Source organism: Nitrosomonas sp. (genome assembly GCA_016703745.1).
Taxonomy (GTDB): Bacteria; Pseudomonadota; Gammaproteobacteria; order Burkholderiales; family Nitrosomonadaceae; genus Nitrosomonas.
In genome coordinates, this window is the sequence record JADJBK010000006.1 from 1,775,807 (window position 1) to 1,796,056 (window position 20,250).

A 20,250-nucleotide genomic window follows, 5' to 3' on the forward strand; every position below is an offset into this window, starting at 1 on the left:
TGGCATCGTGTGGGGCTGGCAACCGCGCCGCTTCGCTTTGCGGTTGCCAGCCCCACATGCCAGTAGTTATGTGCAAGGAAAATAGATGAGTCCTACGGTATTCAGAGAGAAGGGATATAGGTTCTTCTTTTTCTCGCGTGAGGAATCACGGATGCACGTGCATGTGGTGTCCGGGGATGGCGAAGCGAAGTTCTGGCTTGAGCCGGAACTCCTGCTTGCGAAAAACTATCGTTACAATCGGCAGCAGTTGGAAGAAATAGAGTCACTTATCGAGGAACACTATCATGAGCTTATCGGCGCATGGAAACATTACTTCGGCGGTTGAAGTAACAAATATTTCCAGTCACGGAATCTGGTTGTTGGTTCATGACCGAGAGCTATTCTTGCCGTACGATGAATTTACTTGGTTCAAGAATCAACCAGTAAAGGTAATTATGAATGTTGAGGAACCCTCACCCGGTCACTTTTATTGGCCTGATATCGATGTGGACCTCACGGAAGAAATTATTGAACATCCAGAACGGTTCCCAAATAAAGCAAAGAGCACATAACGAGTAAGGTTAGATTGTGATCGCGAAGCGAGCCACAATCTGAACCGATTGTTGGACAAGCCCGGTGGGGCTGTCATGATTCTGCTTGTTATGGAAATATCTCTCTGACCGGTGCGGCGCTATCGGGTTCTATTCCGCGTCATACCCAAAATTTCACCGCTAAAAGTTGCCATTGCAGCAACCTGTTCTGCGCAACCTGCCATTCTTGATGCGTTTTCACCTGATTTCACCCTTTCGCAGGGCGAGTGCGCCCCAGCCTGCCAAGTCCGGCAGGTTGGGTACGGACAATCTTCATCACCCCGTCACAACATTTGCAGCGACTCATCGAGCGTGGTTGCGGTGGAGGGAGCACGACACGTTTGATCAGTTGCGCCAGTGGTACCGGAAGTACGGGAACGCGCTGTCCGACTATTGCGAGAACACCAGGGCGAGTATGCGTCGGAGTGGGCAGGGCCGTGGGTCCGATTAGCGTTAGCGTAATCGGAGCTACGCGGGCTGAAAAGGGATACAATGCCCGACATGAACAATATTTCTATTTCCGATATTCTTGAGCTTCCTATACAGGAGCGTATTCGTCTTGTTGAGCTTATTTGGGACAGCGTTGCAGCTGTGCCTGAAGCCGTGAAGGTTTCGCCTGAACTGAAGATTGAGCTCGAAGCACGAATGGCAGAGTTTGAGGCAAACCCGGAAGCTGGTTATTCTTGGGAGCAGGTGAAATCCTGCCTTAAAGATGGCTCATGGCGTTCCGCCTAAAATTTTCTTCGCGGGCGTTGCGTGAAATTGGCGAAGCTCAAGAGTGGTATGAATTGCAAAGCCCTGGTCTCGGTGAAGAGTTCATCGCCGCAATGGAGTTACAGCTAAAGCGGCTAGAACAAGCACCTCTGCTTTATGCTGAGGTAATTCCTGATGTTCGCCGAGCTCTCCTGCCGCGATTCCCTTACGGTTTGTTTTATGCGGTACGGGGCAATCTCATACATATTTTCGCTGTGTTACATGATGCTCGTGATCCGAAACGTTGGTCAAAAAACCGCTAACATGGCGCTGAACCTCGCTTCTTTCAGTCGCTGGGCGCTGCGCGATAAAGCCGCGCAGCGCCGGTTAATGCTACGTTAGGCGATCAATAGCATGGGAATCGTGCCTTACAAAGAAATCCTGAGCGCCATTGCTATTGCCATTGCTCTCACATTCGGAAATTACGGTGAAATTACGGTGACAGTTTGCTAAATACACTTGGCTTATTAAAACTGGTTGCTGAGGGGTGTTTCTCCGCGATAGCGGCTTCGTTCAATTAACTGTAATACTTGAATTAACGGCAATACTTAGATCGCGTCCGGTGGGCGCACTGTGGTGTTGTTCGTCGTCGCCATAGCCAGGCTATGACGCCCCCTTTCGCCTTGCATCCCGCCAGACGCGCCTAATTGCTACCCTTATTTCTTCACGGCTCCTGATAATTCAGGAAAAGTGCAACTAGCTGCTGACGTGGATCCACTTAATGAAGGTGTCCATGGCGGCCCTGGCGCTGGCTGCCTTGGGGTGATTAACCACAAAAACAAAGACGTGACGCCGGTTTTTATTATCCAGCACATAACCGGCAATGGCTGAGACATCTCTTAATGAGCCTGTTTTTAGATGAGACCTGCCGACAACCCCTGTTTTCTTGAGACGATTTCGTGTTGTTCCATCGATACCCATCACTGCCAATGACGACATGAATTCAGGCATGACCGGGGAATGAAATGCGTCTACCAGTAATTTTCCCAAATGACGCGCGCTGATTCTTTCCTTACGTGACAGGCCCGATCCATTTTCTATCACCAGTTCAGGAAAGTTTAGGCGCTTGGTGAATAACCACTGTCGTATTGCCGCGTGCGCAAGATCCATTGAGAGCGACTGATTGCCATTTGTCTGTTTCTCTCCCAGAGACAGATACAGCTGCCTTGCTGCCACATTATTGCTGAATTTGTTGATGCCCCGAATCACGTCGGCGAGTGGCGGGGAGTGAAAAGTCCTGATCGGCATTGTCCCACCAGGAATCTTTTCCCGTCTGACTCTGCCGTTAAAACTGCCACCAGATTGCTGCCAGAAACTCTTGAATAAGCCATGAATATAATGCTCGCTGTCGTGCAGGCTTAGATAATAGGTGTTATGTCCACAATGAAGTGAATAGTTGCCGTTGAATTTCACGGAAGGACGCTTGCTTCCAACTCCGTTTTCCAAAATTTCTGTCCGGATGTGATGACGCCAGTTTCCACAATTTTTTCTGGTTGATTGCATCTGATTATGCAAATCCATTAACTGTAGTTCGGGATCCTCAACAATTCTAATCTGGTCACGCTGTCCATCCGGCATGATATGTAAAGCGGAAGTCCGATAATTAACCAGCAGCGCTTCCGGTAAAACGTTATATGGTTTGTAGCGCTCACCATCAAAGGCGGCGGGGCTGGCAGGCGCCAGGTTGTAATGGCTGTAATCCAATACCAGATCGCCGCTGATTTCACGTAGACCCGTCTGGCGAATCTGGCGCACTAACTGCCAGAAATTTTCCAGATTCAAACTGGGATCGCCATAACCTTTAATAATCAGGTCGCCCTGCAGTCGGTCATCCCGGATATTGCCTTGTGTATAAACCTCCGTCCGCCAGGTATAACCAGAGCCAAGTAATTCGAGGCCGGCATAGGTGGTGACCAGCTTCATCACCGAAGCAGGATTCATGGCTTTATCGGCATTGACTGTCAGTGAGGGTTGGCTGGCATCGACTGGCTGGACAAAAACTGAAATGGCATCCTCCGGTATTCCAGCTTTCTGCAACAGCTGACTGATAGATGCGGGTAAATTGCTTGCGTGTGCCGGTGACAGCAGAGCAGCTATCGTGGCAACAAAGGCGATTTTCAGAATTCTTGTCAATTTTCCATACCTCTTGGCTTGCTGTTTTACGCTAACGCGTTTTGCGACAGATCGAAAATCCATCATCCCACCCCATGCGGTATTGTCCGTCAGCCTTATACCGCTTGGCATCTTTATAAGCGTATGCGCTTTGTTTGGCTGTTTCACAACCATCTATGTATCCTTCCTGGGTCGCCGCCGGATAACCCGTCAGGTTATAGACCGGACGAGCGCTCGGTGGCAAGGGGCCGGCAGGGCGTTGAACAGCAGCCGGATCCGTGGATGGTTTATGAACTGGATAATCCGCTTTCGGATCAGGATAGGGTCGAGTGACACACCCGGTGAGAAGCAGCATTGCTGCGCCAAAAAAAATACGTAACACCACCACATTTGGAGTCCCCATCAAATTCTCGCTACAGTACAGATTGCATTAATTTACCCATTTCAGCTGGATTGCGCGTGACACGAATACCGCATGCTTCCATCACTGCAATTTTTTCCTGTGCTGTCCCCTTGCCGCCCGCTATGATCGCACCTGCATGCCCCATGCGTTTACCTGCGGGTGCGGTCACACCCGCAATGAATCCTACCACCGGCTTACGCATGTGCTGCTTCACCCAGCGCGCGCAATCTTCCTCATCCGATCCGCCAATTTCACCCACCATCAGGACACCTTCGGTTTCATCATCATCATTGAACAACCGCAGTACATCGAGATGCTTTAATCCGTTAATGGCATCACCGCCAATGCCGACACAGGTCGATTGCCCCAAACCAAGTTCACTCAATTGTGCAACAGCTTCGTATGTCAGCGTGCCGGATCGGGATACCACACCAATCCGGCCTTTCCGGTGAATCGCCCCCGGCATGATGCCAATCTTCAATTCATCCGGTGTGATGATGCCCGGACAATTGGGTCCAACCAGCAGGGTTTTTCTGCCCAGCATGCGTGCGCGTGTCCGTAGCATGTCTTTCACCGGAATGCCTTCCGTGATGCAGATCACGAGATCAAGCCCGGCTTCTACCGCTTCATCGATTGCACTCGCCGCAAAAGGAGCGGGTACATAGATGACCGATACGGTCGCACCCGTTGCCTGTTTAGCGGCCTGTACAGTTGCAAACACCGGAATACCTTCAAATTTTTCTCCAGCTTTTTTGGGGTTCACTCCCGCGACGAAACCGTCCCTCCCATAAGCATACTGCAGACACTGCTGGGTATGAAACTGCCCCGTCTTGCCGGTCATACCCTGTGTCATGACGCGTGTATTACGATCGATCAGAATAGCCATCAGTTTATATTCCCCAGTTGTGTCGAGCTTGAGCTTGCGGTCAACTCTACTGCTTGCCTGGCTGCATCTGCCATGTTGCCGACAGAAATTACCGAAAGACCAGATTGTGCCAAAATTTGTTTACCCATTTCGGCGTTAGTACCTGCCAGGCGAACAATCAGTGGGACGGCCAGCTTCACCTCTCGAGCTGCTTGCACGATTCCTTCGGCGATAACATCACATCGCATGATGCCGCCAAAAATATTGACCAGAATAGCTGCAACGTTTGGATGGCGTAACATGATCTTGAAAGCTTCGGTTACTTTTTCTGCCGTTGCGCCACCACCGACATCAAGAAAATTCGCCGGATTGCCGCCATATAACTTAATGATATCCATCGTTGCCATCGCAAGTCCCGCACCATTGACCAGACAGCCAATATTACCGTCAAGCGCGATGTAGGACAATTCATGCCTGGCTGCCTCGACTTCGAGCGGATCTTCCTCGTTCAGATCTCGCAACGCCACAATCTCCGGATGACGAAACAGGGCATTGTCATCAAAATTGAGTTTGGCATCGAGCGCCAGTAACTGGTCATTATCTGTAATGACCAAGGGGTTGATCTCCAGTAATGATGCATCATTTTCATCGAATGCCCGGTAAAGTTGTGCGATCAATCGAGCAAAATCTGGCCAGCTCGCTTGCGGCAGGTGAAGTTCCTGAGCTATCCCTTTGATGGCCTCAGTGTTTACTCCAATCAGCGGATTGATGGCCAATTTGTGAATTTTTTCTGGAGTTTGTGCGGCAACCTGCTCGATATTCATCCCCCCTGCATCACTGGCAATGAGACTGATACATTGCATTGCGCGATCCACCACCAGCGCCACATAATACTCATGCGCAATCTCGACACCCTGTTCCACATACAACCGCTTAACCATCTGGCCATCTGGTCCGGTTTGTGGCGTCACCAGGGTATGATTGAGCATCGCAGTGGCAATTTCTTGAACATCTGCGTATGTGGTTGCCAGTTTCACCCCACCCCCTTTGCCGCGTCCACCAGCATAAATCTGCGCCTTGATCACCCACTGATTGCCACCCAGTTCCCGGGAAGCAGCAACCGCTTCATCAGCGCTGAAGCAAGCTACTCCTGACGGGACAGCCACACCATATCGCCCTAAAATCTGCTTGGCCTGATACTCATGAATTTTCATTTTGCCTCCTTCTGGAAGTTGTTAGCTGAATGGATTTCCAGCATGGCTGCAATACGGGTTTTTACCTCAGCCAATGTCGCAGTAAAACTGAGCAACAGCTCATTCAACCTGTTTGCGTCTCTTTCTTTGGCGGCTGATTCCATAGCCGCACAGCAATCACCCAGCACCAGCGCACCGACTGAGCGTGCCGAGGATTTAAGTTTATGTGCCGCTGCCTGCACTGCCTCAAACTGACCATTTCTGAGGGCAGGAGTGATTTGCTCGGCTATTGCAGCAGCACTCAGGCGAAAATCCTGCAAAAACTCGGCAATCATCGCCGGATCATCACCAATCAGTTTTTTTAGTACTTCAATGTCCAGCACGGCAGTCTGGTTCGTGTGGGTGTGAAGCTGCCCTTCGGTTGCGCTGACAACAATCGGATGTGACGGTTTACCGAGCCAGTTCTCCAATACCGTTTTGAGCTGTTCGAGCTGCACGGGCTTGGTCAGATAATCATTCATGCCCAGCGCACGACATTTATCAGACTCTCCCTTGAGTGCATTGGCCGTTAGAGCGATGATCGGAATACGATTGCCGTCTGACTTATTGGCGCGAATGATTTTTGTCAATTCATAGCCATCCATCTCCGGCATATGCAAATCTGTCAGTATCAGCGCATACACCCCGCTCTCCCAGCGCCGCAACGCCTCACGTCCATTAGTGGCAATATCGACTGCATAGCCGAGCAAGGCAAGCTGTTGGCGGATGACTTTCTGGTTGATTTCATTATCTTCAGCAACCAGGATCATGTTCCCCTGACGGATTGCCTCATCACGTGTCAGTGGCACCACTTTTTCAAGCTCGCCGACAACGATCGATTGGTCCCGCTCCAGTTTTTCACGTCCAGCCGCCGCCGCCACGGCATGTAGAAACGCCTGGCGATAGAGAATATTGCCATCGAGCGTGACTACGCCGTTATTTTCCAGCCGCCCACGGTGGCGCCGTCCACGCCGTACCACTACAAAATTGAGACCATGGCCTAAATCGTGATCGAGTTGCGCACGAAATGTTTCAAACGGTGGTTCTCCATCGCCTGCGTCAATAACCAGCAGCCATGGGCCGTCCGAAAGCGCTTTGATATGTTCGGGCGCGGCTGAAAAATCTGTCAGCAATTTGACCGATGCGCCTGCATATCGTAAATACAGTGCCAAATCCTGTCCCAGTCCATCTTCAGAGCTCAATACCAGGCAGGACAGGCCGGTCAGATCAACCGCACGTGTCTGATCACGTTCGGATTTTTCCTGCAACACCTTGAGAGGTAGCAACAAAGTAAATACCGAACCTTTTTCAGGTTCGCTATCTACCCGTATTTTGCCTTGCATTAAGGTCACGAGGCGCTGGCAAATGGTTAAACCTAGCCCCGTTCCGCCAAAACGGCGTGTTGTGGAGGCATCTCCCTGGGAAAAAGGGGTGAATAAATGTTGTTGGGTTGTTTCATCCATGCCGATACCGTTATCGGTTATTTGAAACGAAACCGTTACGGTATCCCCAGCAGACTCAGCCACTGTCACCCGTACCGCAACATGCCCCCTGCGCGGTAATCCACTGGAAAATTTGATGGCATTGTTGATGAGGTTGACCAGCACTTGCCGCAGACGCAAGGCATCTCCCAGCACATTCCCGGGGACACCGGGATCAATGAACAGCGTCAATTCCACTTCCTTGACAACCGCCAGATGCTCGAGCATGCCACAGGCACGTTCCACTACCGTAACCAGGGATATTGGCACCTGCTCGACTTCCAGCCTGCCAGCCTCAATCTTGGAAAAATCAAGGATATCTTCAATAATTTCAAGCAAGGCAAAAGCTGATTCACGAATAAGATCGGTCATCTCTTTCTGATAACCGCTCAGACTGGTCTGACTCAACACATCGATCATGCCAATAACGCCATTCATCGGCGTGCGTATTTCGTGACTCATGGCAGCGAGAAAAGCCGATTTGGCCTGATTGGCCTGTTCTGCTTCCAGTTTTGCCTGCTCCAGATCCTGCCGGATTTTTACATGTTTACGGATATCGCGCATCACCCCAGTAAAATGCCGTTTGCCTGAGACAAAATATTCGCTCACTGCCAGATAAGTGGGAATCAATGTGCCATCCTTATGCACGCCAACCACTTCACGCCCGAGGCCGACGCTGTGCCTCTCTGGCTGAAAATGCTGTCCCACGTACTGCTGCCCATGCCCGGTTTCGCAATAACGTTGCATATAGAATTCATGTTTGCTGCCGTCTGGCTCAGGCACGAAGATGGAAACATTTTGTCCGATTACCTCTGAAGGGTCATATCCAAACAGTTTTTTTATGACGGGATTGACTGACAGCATCACGCCCCGCTCATCGGTTGTTACCACACAGTCCACCATATGTTCGACGACTGAGCGGGTTTCCTCTTCCTTGATCGCCAGCTCGGCATTGACTTCCTCCAGCCTGGCCGTTCGTTCCGCCACGCGCGCTTCCAGATGCTGATAACTGATATTCAGCCGTTCGCTCATCGCATTGAAGGCATGGGCGAGATGTCCGATTTCGTTCCAGCCTTCGCTGGGAACATGATGGCGCAGATTGCCAGCAGCGACTTCCTGCGCGCAGGCATTCAATGTCTTCAGTGGCATTACCACCCGCCGGTTAAATAGCAATGCGCCCATCACTGCCAACAAGAATGTCAGGCCGAGCGCCGTCAGGCCGATGACGTGCATTTGCGCCAGGGAAGTAAAGGCTTCTTTTGCATCCATTTTGACCACTACACCCCAGTCCATGCGTGGTAAATGCCGCCACGCCGCCACAACGGGCACCCCCCGATAATCAGCAACGAGACCCTGCCCTGGCAAATTCTGCAGACTGTTTTGTATCGCCAAAGAAAATGAAGGCTCATCCAGCGAAATGGTTTTTTTCAGGGCAGCTTCTGGATCAGCTCGCAATGGAGCCATGACCAGTACGGATTGGGCATCCTGCTTGCGAACTACCACTGTCTCACCGCTTTGACCCAATCCGACATTGTTTGTCAACACGCTGAACACATGTTCGCTGAATATCTGTAATGCCAGCACACCCTGCAGCTTGTCCTCAACAATGATCGGCACCGCAATAAAAGCGGCAATCGCACCATGAGACGGGGTGTAATACTCAAAATCTGACAAGCTGTTTTCCTGCGTTTCCAGCGTTTTACGAAATGCTTGCCCGAGACCCGTATCGCGATAAGGGCCATCAATCAGATTGGTGGCAAAATCCGCCTCATGGCTGACCGTAAAAACCAGCCAGCCATCGAGAGAGATCAGAAAGAGATCATAGTAACCGGCATTCTCGAGAAAGCGGGTGAAATGACTACGGTAACGTCCGTCCATTTTTTGGTAATTCTCTGAATCAACGCCTTCCTGCTTGAAAGCTTCACTAAGTCTGCCAATAGCCTCGTGGGTGGTTCCTGACGCCTGAATAATATTGGCGTCAAGAATGCGGCCTTGCAAATAGGCATCAATTTGTTCAACCTTTTTGTCAGCGATAGCTGAAATTTTCAGAACCGTTGACTGCTGCACCGCTTTTTCAGAGTAGTGCAACAGTCCATAGCCAACCAGTGCAATCGGCAGTAAGGCAACCAGCGCAAACCAGATAGCAAAGCGATGCGTGAGCGAAGTAATGTTGATTTTCATTTGCGCAAACAGTCTGCATGATGTTTCAATGAACGTCTTGCATAATAGGCAAATGCGCTCGCGGTGCGTTGCGCCTGTAAAATCCAATCATGTGCCTCATGTCCTAATTCTGGCTGGATTGGTTTGATATTACCCGCCGCGCTCGCCAGTAATTGCAGGCGTGCCGTTCGTTCGAATGCGAGCGCCAGCAGACAAGCTTCCTCGACGCCGCTGCATGCGACCAGTAATCCATGATGCGCCAGCAGCAAAGCGCGCTTTGTTCCCAACGCCTGAGCAATTCGCTCCCCTTCTTCGTTGCCGACGGGTACTCCCGGCCACTCGGCCAAAAAAGCCACGTCGTCATAGAGTACGCAGTTATCCATATGTGAAATTACCAGCGGTACTTCGAGCATACTAAGTGCTGCCGTATGGGCGGCATGGGTATGAATGATACAGCTGACATCCGGTCGCGCACGGTATACCCATGCATGAAACCGGTTGGCTGGGTTAGGCATTCCATCACCCTGCAGAACCCGTAAGTTTTCATCAACCAGCAGCAGATTGCTGACACCCGTTTCATCAAACCCCAACCCAAGTCGCTGTGTGACAAATGTACCTGGCAGATCACCGCGCGCGGTAATCTGCCCAGCCAATCCTGAATCATGTCCATTGTCGAATAGGATGCGACAAGTCAACGCTACTTTCTCAACGGTTGTAAAATTTGCAGCTGGCATTGCATCGGCCATCTGCTCGATGCTGCGTTGCATCAGTTGTTGTTTGTTAAGATGGAAGGTATCTTCAGCCATGGCGAGGTTCTCCGTTATTTTGGTGATAATTTCAACCTGTCAGCAAGGTAAATCAGTACCTGGCAAAGTGTATTACGCCCCTATCTGTAATGGTAGAATCCAGCACAGCTTGCCATCCCGCAGATACATTGTTCCCTTTTCTACCACAAATACAGGAGTACTTCCATGAAATATCAATATTTCAAACCGACTCTTATTAATTCATCAAGCTGGACAACTTGCAGGAAAATTGGCTGGTTTGCTGTTATCACGCTACTTTCAACTTCATTATGCGCTGAGAAAATTGGCAACGTATCTACGAAATTCAAGCTGCTGGGTGCAAATGATAAAATTATGGTCGAGGCGTTTGATGATCCGGATATTCCTGGCGCAACCTGCTACTTGAGTCGCGCTAAAACCGGCGGAATCAGTGGGTCAGTTGGCGTGGCAGAGGATACCGCAGATGCGGCAATCGCCTGCCGGCAAACCGGACCAATCCAGTTGCCAGACACCGTCAAGAACGGCAAGACAGATGGTGAGGAAGTATTCAAAAAAAGTACTTCGTTACTATTTAAATCCCTGCAGGTTGTCCGTTTTTACGATCCCAAGCGTAACGTGCTGGTTTACCTGACATACAGCGATAGAATCATTGAGGGCTCCCCGAAAAACAGTATTTCGGTTATTCCCGTTGCACCTTGGCACTGATGCCTTGCCGGACTATTTGCTATAAGCCCGGACGGTTTGTTTGTTCTCTATAGTTCAGCCCTTAGAATCTGTTCACAGTCTTTGTGGTAACTATACCAAGAAAGCAGGATGGGCGAACTGTGGGCTGGTGTTGAGCTTACGTTCACAATTTTTCTACAGCCGTCGGCATTTTTCTAACCATGCGAAAGCGTGTTTTACCATTGGGCGTTTCGGCATCATGGAAAACGTGTGCAATTGGCTGTGCCGAGCAATTTATACCGTTGCGCCCTACCCAGGTTTAAGTACCGTGGTGTCTGGATAATAGGTTTTTCCCATTTCACTAAAGCCTGCAGCACCGGACACAAATCTTTTCCTTTCTTTGTCAGTATATATTCGTGCCTTACCGGTTCTTGTTGATACGCTTGCCGCATAACAATGCCGGCAGTTTCCGGCTTTTTAACCGGTCTGCCAGTACATTGGTCGCTATTCCTTCCGGTGAAGTCGGCAGCTCTCGATAGCGCCTTCTACTCAATAACAGATCGCGGATAATCAATAACGCCTATTTATCGCCGAGCTGAGCGAGTTTTACCCCGACTTGCCGAGTGCCTGATGCCGGGCGATACTTTGCTACATTGTTTACTCCTGTCCTCGGTGATATGAACGCCCCTTCCCGTTTTTCCGCACAAAAAACCTGTCAAGTACTTGTTATATTTTTCTCGGTGAATAATTACCAGAGTTTTAAGCTACATCATTTTATTATTTTGCTTCACGAATTCTTCACATGGGGTGTGTTACTTTTTCGCGGGAAATCTTGGTTAACCGAGGTGAAGGCAAAGGCAAAGGCGTAGCTGCCAGAGTGAGCTAAATTGATTGAGTGGTAATCAGCTATGCTGGGGTCACAGAGTGGCATCTTTCGCTTATCACCAGTGTTGTTATGAATGCCAGCAAGTATGTCTATTTAAGGAGAATTACGAGTGCACTTAGAACAAACTTCTTTTGATGAACATAAGGTGCTGCATGATTTAAAGCACTATCTGCCCGCTCAGGCACCATTAAAAGACTTCATTCATCACAATACGCTTCACACGTTTCAGCAACAGAAATTTCATGATGCATGCAGAACTGCAACGAAACTGTTTGGCTACAAGACAAAGCTACAACTGGATGAATATCGTGCGCTTTATCAGTCGGGGCGGATTCGAAAGGATGTTCTCGAAAGGATCGTATCCGAAAGAGTGGGTAGAGATAAAACGAATGATTGCATAAAAAAACTTGTTGAACATGATTATGACACTTATGTTTACCCAAGAATCGGGTTGTTGCGAGCAAATTGGGAGGCCGTATATCGTGTTGATCTTGACCAGCTGACCCATCCATTCCTATTCAGAATTTTATGTAACTATCTGGATCAGGGAATTTCGATCTGGGGATTTCCAATTGGTGATCAGGACTTTCTCCAGGCTGTGCGTGAAATGGAGCAGGAAAGCAGGATCAGTTTTTTCAAGAAGCCCCGCGCGCGGGAGATATTACTTTCTGACGACTGCTCAATTAGCAGGCTACTACGTATTCTGGTCGGTGATGAGACATTGTATGAGCAGTATCTGTACGACCAGCAATTTGCGCATCCAGGATGGTCCGGAATGGTGGCGGTCGCAGAAGATCAGCCCCAGTTTTTCCTTAATCGAAAAAAAATAACCCTGCATGATCTAGTCGTTTTTGAATTGCTGCTGGAAATCGATTCGCTGGATGCGCAGTTTGGCGATATCTGGTCACCCATGGCCAGCAAGCTAACCAGCCGCGCAGAGCCGCTTTTCGCCGATGTGCCGCGAACGGAGCTCGATGAAGCCCTGGAGATATGGCATGATGCCTTCGAATGGTCTTATTACAACTCGGTATTGGCGGCCATTCAGCAACAGGACAAGCCGCAGGAAGAGCTCTCCGTAAATAAAAGCTTCCAGGCAATGTTCTGCCTGGATGACAGAGAATCTTCCTTGCGCAGCTACATCGAAAGACTGGATCCTGAATGTGAAACTTTTGGTATGCCAGGTTTTTTTGGAGTTGAGTTCTATTTCCAGCCAGAGCATGGAAAATTCCATATGAAGCTTTGTCCGGCACCTGTTACACCAAAATATCTGATCAAGGAAACCCAAACGCAACATGCCAGGAAAAGTGAGCCCTTGCTATCCAACCTGTCACATACTATGTTCCGGGGCTGGCTAACTGCCCATACCTTGGGGATATATTCTGCCGTGAGGCTGGCTTTAAATTTCTTCTGGCCAACAACCTCGCCTGCCATGGCTTCTTCTGCCACGCACATGTACCAGCTCTCATCGCTAACCATTGAGAATAAAAATCCCGATGATGTTGAGAATGGCCTGCAAATTGGCTTTACGATCGATGAAATGGCAATTCGGCTGGAAAACCTGCTGAGAGGTATCGGAATCATCGATCATTTCGCACCGATCTTCTATGTGTTTGGCCATGGTGCAAGCAGCGCCAATAATGCACATTATGCAGCTTATGATTGTGGGGCCTGCTCAGGCAGACCGGGTTCGGTAAATGCGCGCGTGATCTGTCATATTGCGAACCACCCCAAAGTCAGAGAGATCCTGCGTTCCAAGGGAATCAATATTCCGGATAGCACCCAGTTTGTTGGCGCATTGCATGACACAACTCGCGATGATGCCTCTTACTTTGACGAGAATGCCTTATCTCCAGAAAATCTGGAACGTCACCACAGGAATGTGCCCATAATCGCTGGCGCACTGGATCTTAATTCTAAGGAGCGTTCACGGCGCTTGTTGTCAATCAATGTCAAAAATACGGCACAAAGTGTTCATGCGAGCACCCGCAGGCGCTCGATAGCCTTATTTGAACCCCGGCCTGAGTTAAACCATGCAACCAACGCAATTTGTGTTGTAGGAAGACGGTCATTGACCAGCAGGCTTTTTCTGGATCGCAGAGCATTCCTGAATTCCATTAACCACGCTATTGATCCAGATGGAAAGTATCTGCTTATGGTTATGCGGCCAGTAGCCCCCGTACTGGGGGGGATAAATCTCGAGTATTTTTTCTCGCGCATGGATAACCACAGAATGGGAGCAGGCACGAAGCTGCCATACAATATTATGGGGCTATTCGGTGTCGCCAATGGTAGTGATGGCGACCTGCGGCCTGGCTTACCCAGCCAGATGATCGAAGTACATGATCCAGTCAGGTTGCTGGTTATCGTGGAACATTATCCTGAGGTTGTTTTGCGGTCCATTAACCAGGAACCCGCGACCTATGAGTTCTATATCAATGAATGGTTGCATATCGTGGCTGTTCACCCCGACACACGTGAAATTTTCCTGTTCAAAGACGGGGAATTCATTCCATTCAAACCGTTACCAGAAACTGTTGATACTATTTCTGATCCCACTCCAGTCATCGAATCCGCTTTCAGGGCACCAACAACGCACATCGTTGATGCCACCAGAGAAAATATACCTGTTTATCTCGTCAAAAATAACAGCAAGGTGCTGAAATGACTATTTTGTTTTCCCAATTACTCCAATACCTGATTTATATCCCACTGATTGGATTTCTGCTCAGTCTGTTTTTACCTGCTAACAGAGAGCGTCCTGTTGCCTGGGTTTCGTTGCTTACTATTGGTTTTCACTTAATTTGTGTTTGGTTACTTGTTGCTTACTGGATACTATCCGATCATTTCCATACGCATCAGGTTACGGTATATTCTTTATATAACTCCCCTACCTATCAGTTTGATATTTCACTTTATTTCGATAAGGTGACCGCTGTGTTCATGCTCATAGGTTCGCTGTTGATTTTTCTGGTGACCTTGTACTGTCAGCATTATCTGCATCGTGATCAAGGATACAAACGATTTTTCAATACGTTACTGTTATTTTATCTGGGTTATAACATTGTTATATTTTCAGGAAATTTTGAAACCTTGTTTTTGGGCTGGGAAATACTGGGAATTTGCTCATTTTTATTGATCGGGTTTTATCGTGAGCGCTTTTTGCCGGTAAAAAATGCGTTAAAGGTATTTACCGTATTTAGGGTGGCGGACATGGGGCTCTTGTTTGCCATCTGGTTAAGCCATCATCTATGGCACAAGAACATCACCTTCTCAGAATTGCTGGATAGTCATCTGGTATGGACACAGTTACATGAACATACGACTATGGGCATTATGATTTCACTGATGATTTTGCTAGCCGCAGCCGTAAAATCAGGACAACTTCCTTTTACCGCATGGATACCACGCGCCATGGAAGGACCCACGCCCTCCAGTGCTATTTTTTATGGCTCACTTTCGATACATCTTGGCGTGTTTCTGCTGCTAAGAACCTATCCATTTTGGGAACACTTGCCCTTCATCGTGGCGCTGGTTGCAATAACAGGTTTAGCCACCAGCATAGTTGCCACATTAATTGCACGCGTACAGTCGTCGATTAAAACCCAAATTGCTTATTCTTCTGCTGCCCAGATCGGCATTATCTTCATTGAGGTGGCATTCGGTTTATATGATGTGGCGTTGATTCATTTGACCGGAAATGCGTTGCTCAGAACCTACCAGATTCTGATTGCGCCTTCGGTCGTGGCTTATTTGATTCGTGAGCAGTTTTTCAATTTTGTTCCACGACACTATGTTGATAAAAATGAAACTATGCGGAAGATTAAATATTCTCTTTATATATTGGCCGTCAAGGAATTTCATCTGGACTCGGTCATGTACGTCATCCTTTGGAACCCGATGAAATGGATAGGCAGAAAACTCGATCATGTTCGCGAAAATACTGTGTACAACTTTATATTGACGAGCACATTTATTGGCGTCTTCTGTCTTTTTGCAAAAAACTGGATTCCTGATTCGCTTTATGAGCAGCTTCCGACTTTCTTTGCATTTATTGGTTTGCTGATGGTATTACGTTCCTTTACGGAAAGGAAAAATGCGAAATTCAGCTGGGTGCTGATCATTGTTTATCATCTATGGATTGCCCTGGCCGTCACTTTCTATGAAGAAGCCAGGTTTGTCGAGTTGGTAATTTATCTGGGTGGGATATTACTTTCTGGGATAGTCGGCTATGCCACGCTGAACAGATTGCAAGGACTCGAAGGAAAAATAAATTGGAATGATTTTCAGGGGCATGTCTACGAGCATCCCAAACTGGCGCTACTTTTCTTTCTGTCTTGTCTGGGATTGATGTTGTTCCCGATATCACCATCGTTTCTCGGAGTTGATTTGGTGTTTACCTATATCCATACAGATCAAACCGATTTTGCCATTATTCTTGCCTTGAGTTATATCCTGGTCGGGTTATCAGTAATCAGAATGTATTCACGTATTTTTCTGGGGCCACACATTAAAACCAATCATGAAATTCCCAATCGCGCTACTTGATCAACCGCAGCATTTTTTAGTACTTGCTTCACAACTCTATTTATACAACGGGGAAAAAATTAAATGAACTCACCTCATCAAGACATACCAAAAGATGGCTTATCTGGCTTAAAGGAAAATTTAAGAACTGATGCTGTTGCCGGTTTTCTGGTCTTTTTACTGGCGCTGCCATTGAGTCTGGGTATTGCCAAGGCGGGAGAATTTCCGCCTGCAATGGGAGTGCTGACTGCCATGATTGGCGGTATGCTAGTAGCACTGTTTGCTGGTTCCGCTCTGACCATCAAGGGGCCGGCGGCAGGATTGATCACGATTGTTGCAGGTTGTGTACTGGCATTTGGTGGGGGGGAAGAAGGCTGGCGGATGGCACTGGGCGTGATGGTCGTGGCTGGTGCGCTGCAGGTCGTGATTGGTTTCCTGAAAGCAGGCTCGCTCAGTGATTTCTTTCCGCATTCGGCTGTACACGGCATGCTGGCGGCGATAGGATTAATCATCATTTCCAAACAGATCCATATTCTGCTTGGAATTAATCCTGCCGATCTGGCCGGCATGAAACCGCTTGATCTTTACGCGGCGATACCCAGTTCTATCAGTAATGCCAATATCACTATTGCGGCAATTGGACTCATCAGTCTCGCGATCATGTTTATCATGCCCAAAATCAGTCATCCCCTTGCCAAGAAAGTTCCTGCTCCGATGATTGTGTTGCTGCTCGCCATACCGGCGGCATTGTTGCTTGACTTCAAATCAACCCAGGATGCGCACGCGCTGGTTGAAATTGGTGATTTCTGGGGTGTGATCGGCTTTAATCCCGACTTTTCCGGAATCGGTACTGCGGTCTTCTGGAAATATGTATTGATGTTTCTGATCATCGGTAGTCTGGAATCCTGTCTGACAGTCAAGGCAATCGACAATCTCGATCCATGGAAGCGGCAGTCCAATTTCAACAAGGATCTGATTGCGGTAGGGGCCGGTAATACCCTGGCTGCGATGCTGGGTGGATCACCGGCTATTTCAGAAGTTGCCCGTAGCTCAGCTAATGTAGGGTTTGGCGCACGTACCCGCTGGTCCAATTTTTTCCACGGTTTTTTCCTGTTTATTGCCATGCTGTTAATGATTCCGGTCATTGAGTTGATTCCCAATGCAGCATTGGCGGCGATGCTGGTATTTGTCGGATTTCGACTGGCGCACCCACATGAGTTTTTCAAAACCTACAAAATTGGTAGTGAGCAGCTGACTATTTTCGTGGTAACGATCCTTGTCACGATCGCTACCGATCTGCTGATGGGCGTAGCTTCCGGTATTCTGACGAAGTTTGTGTTTCATATCGTCAATGGTGCCAAAATTGGCAATTTGTTCAAGGCTCATTTTGAGTTGAATAAAGATGATGCCGGAAAGTATTTATTGACAATCAAAGATGCGGCTATTTTCTCGAATTTGATCGGTTTTAAAAAAGCTTTCCATCAAATCGAGAAAGGTAAGGAGGTTGTTATTGATTTTCAGCAGGCAACCCTGGTTGACCATACTTTCATGGAGTTCCTGGAACACTTTGAGACGGAGCACGTTCGCCATGGCGGTATAGTTGATGTGAGAGGATTCGAGTATTTTGACAGGTTCTCCGATCATCCCTTATCCGGTAGAAAAATCAAAAAAACCTGATCAAGGCGCTCTGCAGCTCAATCTATTCCACAACCAGCAACGGGCTGGTTGTGGAATTCTGCTCTTGGAGCAGGATCTGGAATGTTGTACCGTGACCGGGTTCAGAGATCACCCTGATCTTCCAGTTATAATAATCGCAGATGCGTTTGACGATAACCAGTCCGATTCCGAAACCCTCTCCCGTCTTTGCTCCCCGAAAAAAACGTTCAAACAGAAACGGTACAAACTCCGGTTCGATGCCGATGCCTGAATCGCCAATCGACAGGATATTTTTTTCAAAGGTTACGCGAATAAAACCTTTTTCCGTGTATTGCACGGCATTGCGCAGCAAGTTAAGCAGCACGGTATAGATTGCCTGGCGATTCAGAATAAGCGTCATGTCGGGAGCGATATCCACATCAAACAGTATTTTCTTGTTTTTGATATCCTGAGCGAATAGCTCTACTGCATCATAGACGCATTCAGAAATCGCCACCGGCTCCATGGCTCCCAGGGCTTGTTCGCGCGCAAGAAATAAGAGTGACTGGATCTGCTCACCCATTCTTCTGGAGGCGGTTTCGATCTGTTTGACTCGTGCAATAGTCTTTTCTGATATATTGGGATCGGTCAGAATCAATTCACAGCCCGTCAAAATGGCGGTAATAGGTGTGCGTAATTCATGGCTGATATTGCCAGTAAATTCCTGTTCGCGACGCAGTGTTTCTGTCAGGCGATTTTGGTAATGCTTGAGCGCACGCGCAAGCTTGATAATCTCTTCACCATGCTCTGGTTTGATTCTAATGAATTCTTTTCCATTACTGGTAGCGAGACTTTCTATTTGTTCGACTAGATCCGTCATTTGTTTGGTGAGCACCCCGGATAACAAGTAGCCAAACAAGAAGGTGGGTATCAGAATAGCAATCAACGAAAAAATAATCTGTGTCATAAATTCTCGTTGACGTATTTCATGCAGGTTGATGTTATAAGCAATCAAAAACTTAACATCATTGATGAAACGCACTGACACGCGAAGCTCTTCACTGTTCAGATATACCACATGATGGAAACTATTCAGGCCACGGAGATATTCGGGCAGATTTTGTTCTTCAGTAAGGTCATGAATGATGTAGCTGCGCAGATTAGAGCTCACGCCAGAGGAAAAACCCATACTTTCCTGGTAGTAGCGCGTCAGATGGTTCATTTCCATTTCCATCACCTGTCTGATATGGTCTTCTTCTATTTCCTGTGAGGAAAGGTATAACCTGATACCAAACAACCCAACAATGATCAGGCTGAATACCGTAATCGTAAATGCAATGCGTAAGCGGAGATTATGCTTGATTCTGAGCACGAGCGTCCGTCAGGCAATATCCTAGACCATGTATGGTTTCAATTGGATCATATCCACCCGCTTGAACTAGCGCCCGACGTAATATATGCATATGGCTGCGAAGGGTATCACTCGTACTTTGTTCTTCTTCCCATGCTTCCAGCTCCAACTCCTTTCGACTATAGATTCGGCCTGGTTCATTCATTAGCATTACCAGCAGACGCATACATTTCGGCGGCAGTTTGATCTGTTTACCTGTAAAGGTAACGGTCATGGTGCGGGGATTAAAGCAAAGTGCCCCGGCTTCAACCACGCGGTGGGTAACTTTGCCCTTATAGCGTTTGTGCATGGCTTCCAGTCGCGCTTCGACTTCTCTTAGCGCAAAAGGCTTAACCAGATAGTCATCCGCACCGCTATCAAATCCGGATAATTTATCTGCCAGGGTGTCACGTGCTGTCAGCATTAGAATCGGCTTGTCAATCAGCAATTCATTCCGTAGCTTGCGACATAACTGCAGGCCGTCCATATTTGGCAAACCCAAGTCAAGCAAAATAATATCAAACGACTCGGTAATCGCCAGATACAAGCCATTTTTACCGTCTACCGCCACATCTACTATGTGCCCTTTTGATTCCAGGAATTCGTAGATATTGGTAGCAATGATGTCATCATCTTCAATGATCAAAATACGCATGGAAACTTCGTGTAATCCTCAACAAAGCCAAAATAACTGGTCAACTTCTTATCTTTATTTTATCAACATCGATTCTAGCTTATCGGATTAACAGACTTCAAGTGAACATTTTGTAACCCTGTTCATCGTTAATTGAG

Annotated in this window: 16 protein-coding genes and 2 pseudogenes; 8 read left to right on the forward strand and 10 right to left on the reverse strand. The window is 48.1% G+C overall.

The window, feature by feature from the left end:
• Positions 1-85: 85 nt before the first annotated feature.
• Positions 86-325: a DUF4160 domain-containing protein gene (locus IPG31_09525; GenBank protein MBK6618577.1), complete on the forward strand. Its 240-nt coding sequence runs from the start codon at positions 86-88 to the stop codon at positions 323-325.
• Positions 285-551 (forward strand): DUF2442 domain-containing protein, encoded by a 267-nt coding sequence (locus IPG31_09530; protein ID MBK6618578.1) that lies wholly within the window; start codon positions 285-287, stop codon positions 549-551. Before IPG31_09525 ends, IPG31_09530 begins: the two co-directional genes overlap by 41 nt.
• A 226-nt stretch (positions 552-777) precedes the next feature.
• Here the strand turns inward: IPG31_09530 and IPG31_09535 are convergent.
• Positions 778-933, reverse strand: a pseudogene (locus tag IPG31_09535) (IS91 family transposase).
• Positions 934-1,070: 137 nt separating this feature from the next.
• On the opposite strand from IPG31_09535, the gene IPG31_09540 reads away from it, so the two are divergent.
• Together IPG31_09540 and IPG31_09545 are read left to right on the forward strand one after the other, a co-directional pair.
• Positions 1,071-1,304, forward strand: coding sequence for an addiction module protein (locus tag IPG31_09540; GenBank protein MBK6618579.1), 234 nt, complete (start codon positions 1,071-1,073; stop codon positions 1,302-1,304).
• Positions 1,289-1,585 (forward strand): type II toxin-antitoxin system RelE/ParE family toxin, encoded by a 297-nt coding sequence (locus IPG31_09545; GenBank protein ID MBK6618580.1) that lies wholly within the window; start codon positions 1,289-1,291, stop codon positions 1,583-1,585. The genes IPG31_09540 and IPG31_09545 overlap by 16 nt, the downstream gene beginning before the upstream one ends.
• Positions 1,586-2,018: 433 nt before the next feature.
• On the opposite strand, the gene dacB is transcribed toward IPG31_09545, so the two are convergent.
• The 6 genes from dacB to IPG31_09575 are packed head-to-tail and all read right to left on the reverse strand — an operon-like array spanning position 2,019 to position 10,381.
• Positions 2,019-3,455 (reverse strand): D-alanyl-D-alanine carboxypeptidase/D-alanyl-D-alanine-endopeptidase, encoded by a 1,437-nt coding sequence (gene dacB / locus IPG31_09550; protein ID MBK6618581.1) that lies wholly within the window; start codon positions 3,453-3,455, stop codon positions 2,019-2,021.
• 31 nt (positions 3,456-3,486) lie between these two features.
• Positions 3,487-3,816 (reverse strand): hypothetical protein, encoded by a 330-nt coding sequence (locus IPG31_09555; protein MBK6618582.1) that lies wholly within the window; start codon positions 3,814-3,816, stop codon positions 3,487-3,489.
• A 31-nt stretch (positions 3,817-3,847) separates the two neighbouring features.
• The gene (sucD, locus tag IPG31_09560; GenBank protein ID MBK6618583.1) at positions 3,848-4,723 is read right to left on the reverse strand and encodes a succinate--CoA ligase subunit alpha; all 876 of its coding nucleotides are present in this window, start codon (positions 4,721-4,723) and stop codon (positions 3,848-3,850) included.
• Positions 4,723-5,916, reverse strand: a complete 1,194-nt coding sequence (gene sucC, locus IPG31_09565) for an ADP-forming succinate--CoA ligase subunit beta (GenBank protein MBK6618584.1) — start codon at positions 5,914-5,916, stop codon at positions 4,723-4,725. The genes sucD and sucC overlap by 1 nt, the downstream gene beginning before the upstream one ends.
• Positions 5,913-9,590, reverse strand: coding sequence for a response regulator (locus tag IPG31_09570; protein MBK6618585.1), 3,678 nt, complete (start codon positions 9,588-9,590; stop codon positions 5,913-5,915). Before IPG31_09570 ends, sucC begins: the two co-directional genes overlap by 4 nt.
• 2 nt (positions 9,591-9,592) lie before the next feature.
• Positions 9,593-10,381, reverse strand: coding sequence for an aldolase (locus IPG31_09575; GenBank protein ID MBK6618586.1), 789 nt, complete (start codon positions 10,379-10,381; stop codon positions 9,593-9,595).
• Between the two features lie 165 nt (positions 10,382-10,546).
• Here IPG31_09575 and IPG31_09580 point away from each other — a divergent pair, with 165 nt between their 5' ends.
• Positions 10,547-11,065, forward strand: a complete 519-nt coding sequence (locus IPG31_09580; protein MBK6618587.1) for a CreA family protein — start codon at positions 10,547-10,549, stop codon at positions 11,063-11,065.
• Positions 11,066-11,332: 267 nt separating this feature from the next.
• On the opposite strand, the pseudogene IPG31_09585 reads toward IPG31_09580, so the two are convergent.
• Positions 11,333-11,702 (reverse strand): annotated as a pseudogene (locus IPG31_09585) (helix-turn-helix transcriptional regulator).
• 316 nt (positions 11,703-12,018) lie between these two features.
• Here IPG31_09585 and IPG31_09590 point away from each other — a divergent pair.
• From IPG31_09590 to IPG31_09600, 3 genes are all read left to right on the forward strand, one after another.
• Positions 12,019-14,574: a DUF2309 domain-containing protein gene (locus IPG31_09590; GenBank protein ID MBK6618588.1), complete on the forward strand. Its 2,556-nt coding sequence runs from the start codon at positions 12,019-12,021 to the stop codon at positions 14,572-14,574.
• Positions 14,571-16,454 (forward strand): hypothetical protein, encoded by a 1,884-nt coding sequence (locus IPG31_09595; GenBank protein MBK6618589.1) that lies wholly within the window; start codon positions 14,571-14,573, stop codon positions 16,452-16,454. The genes IPG31_09590 and IPG31_09595 overlap by 4 nt, the downstream gene beginning before the upstream one ends.
• A gap of 63 nt (positions 16,455-16,517) precedes the next feature.
• On the forward strand, positions 16,518-18,110 hold the full coding sequence (locus tag IPG31_09600) for a SulP family inorganic anion transporter (GenBank protein MBK6618590.1): 1,593 nt from the start codon (positions 16,518-16,520) through the stop codon (positions 18,108-18,110).
• Positions 18,111-18,132: 22 nt separating this feature from the next.
• Here the strand turns inward: IPG31_09600 and IPG31_09605 are convergent, their stop codons facing one another.
• Together IPG31_09605 and IPG31_09610 are read right to left on the reverse strand one after the other, a co-directional pair.
• A complete protein-coding gene (locus IPG31_09605) occupies positions 18,133-19,440 on the reverse strand; it encodes a HAMP domain-containing histidine kinase (protein MBK6618591.1) in 1,308 nt (435 codons plus the stop codon).
• The gene (locus IPG31_09610; GenBank protein ID MBK6618592.1) at positions 19,421-20,113 is read right to left on the reverse strand and encodes a response regulator transcription factor; all 693 of its coding nucleotides are present in this window, start codon (positions 20,111-20,113) and stop codon (positions 19,421-19,423) included. Before IPG31_09610 ends, IPG31_09605 begins: the two co-directional genes overlap by 20 nt.
• Positions 20,114-20,250 lie beyond the last annotated feature (137 nt).

Coding starts and splice junctions, on each gene's coding strand:
- sucD (MBK6618583.1), bottom strand. CDS start 4,723: ATGGCTATTCTGATCGATCGTAATACACGCGTCATGACACAGGGTATG.
- IPG31_09545 (MBK6618580.1), top strand. CDS start 1,289: ATGGCGTTCCGCCTAAAATTTTCTTCGCGGGCGTTGCGTGAAATTGGC.
- sucC (MBK6618584.1), bottom strand. CDS start 5,916: ATGAAAATTCATGAGTATCAGGCCAAGCAGATTTTAGGGCGATATGGT.
- IPG31_09575 (MBK6618586.1), bottom strand. CDS start 10,381: ATGGCTGAAGATACCTTCCATCTTAACAAACAACAACTGATGCAACGC.
- IPG31_09580 (MBK6618587.1), top strand. CDS start 10,547: ATGAAATATCAATATTTCAAACCGACTCTTATTAATTCATCAAGCTGG.
- IPG31_09525 (MBK6618577.1), top strand. CDS start 86: ATGAGTCCTACGGTATTCAGAGAGAAGGGATATAGGTTCTTCTTTTTC.
- IPG31_09530 (MBK6618578.1), top strand. CDS start 285: ATGAGCTTATCGGCGCATGGAAACATTACTTCGGCGGTTGAAGTAACA.
- IPG31_09600 (MBK6618590.1), top strand. CDS start 16,518: ATGAACTCACCTCATCAAGACATACCAAAAGATGGCTTATCTGGCTTA.
- IPG31_09595 (MBK6618589.1), top strand. CDS start 14,571: ATGACTATTTTGTTTTCCCAATTACTCCAATACCTGATTTATATCCCA.
- IPG31_09610 (MBK6618592.1), bottom strand. CDS start 20,113: ATGCGTATTTTGATCATTGAAGATGATGACATCATTGCTACCAATATC.
- IPG31_09540 (MBK6618579.1), top strand. CDS start 1,071: ATGAACAATATTTCTATTTCCGATATTCTTGAGCTTCCTATACAGGAG.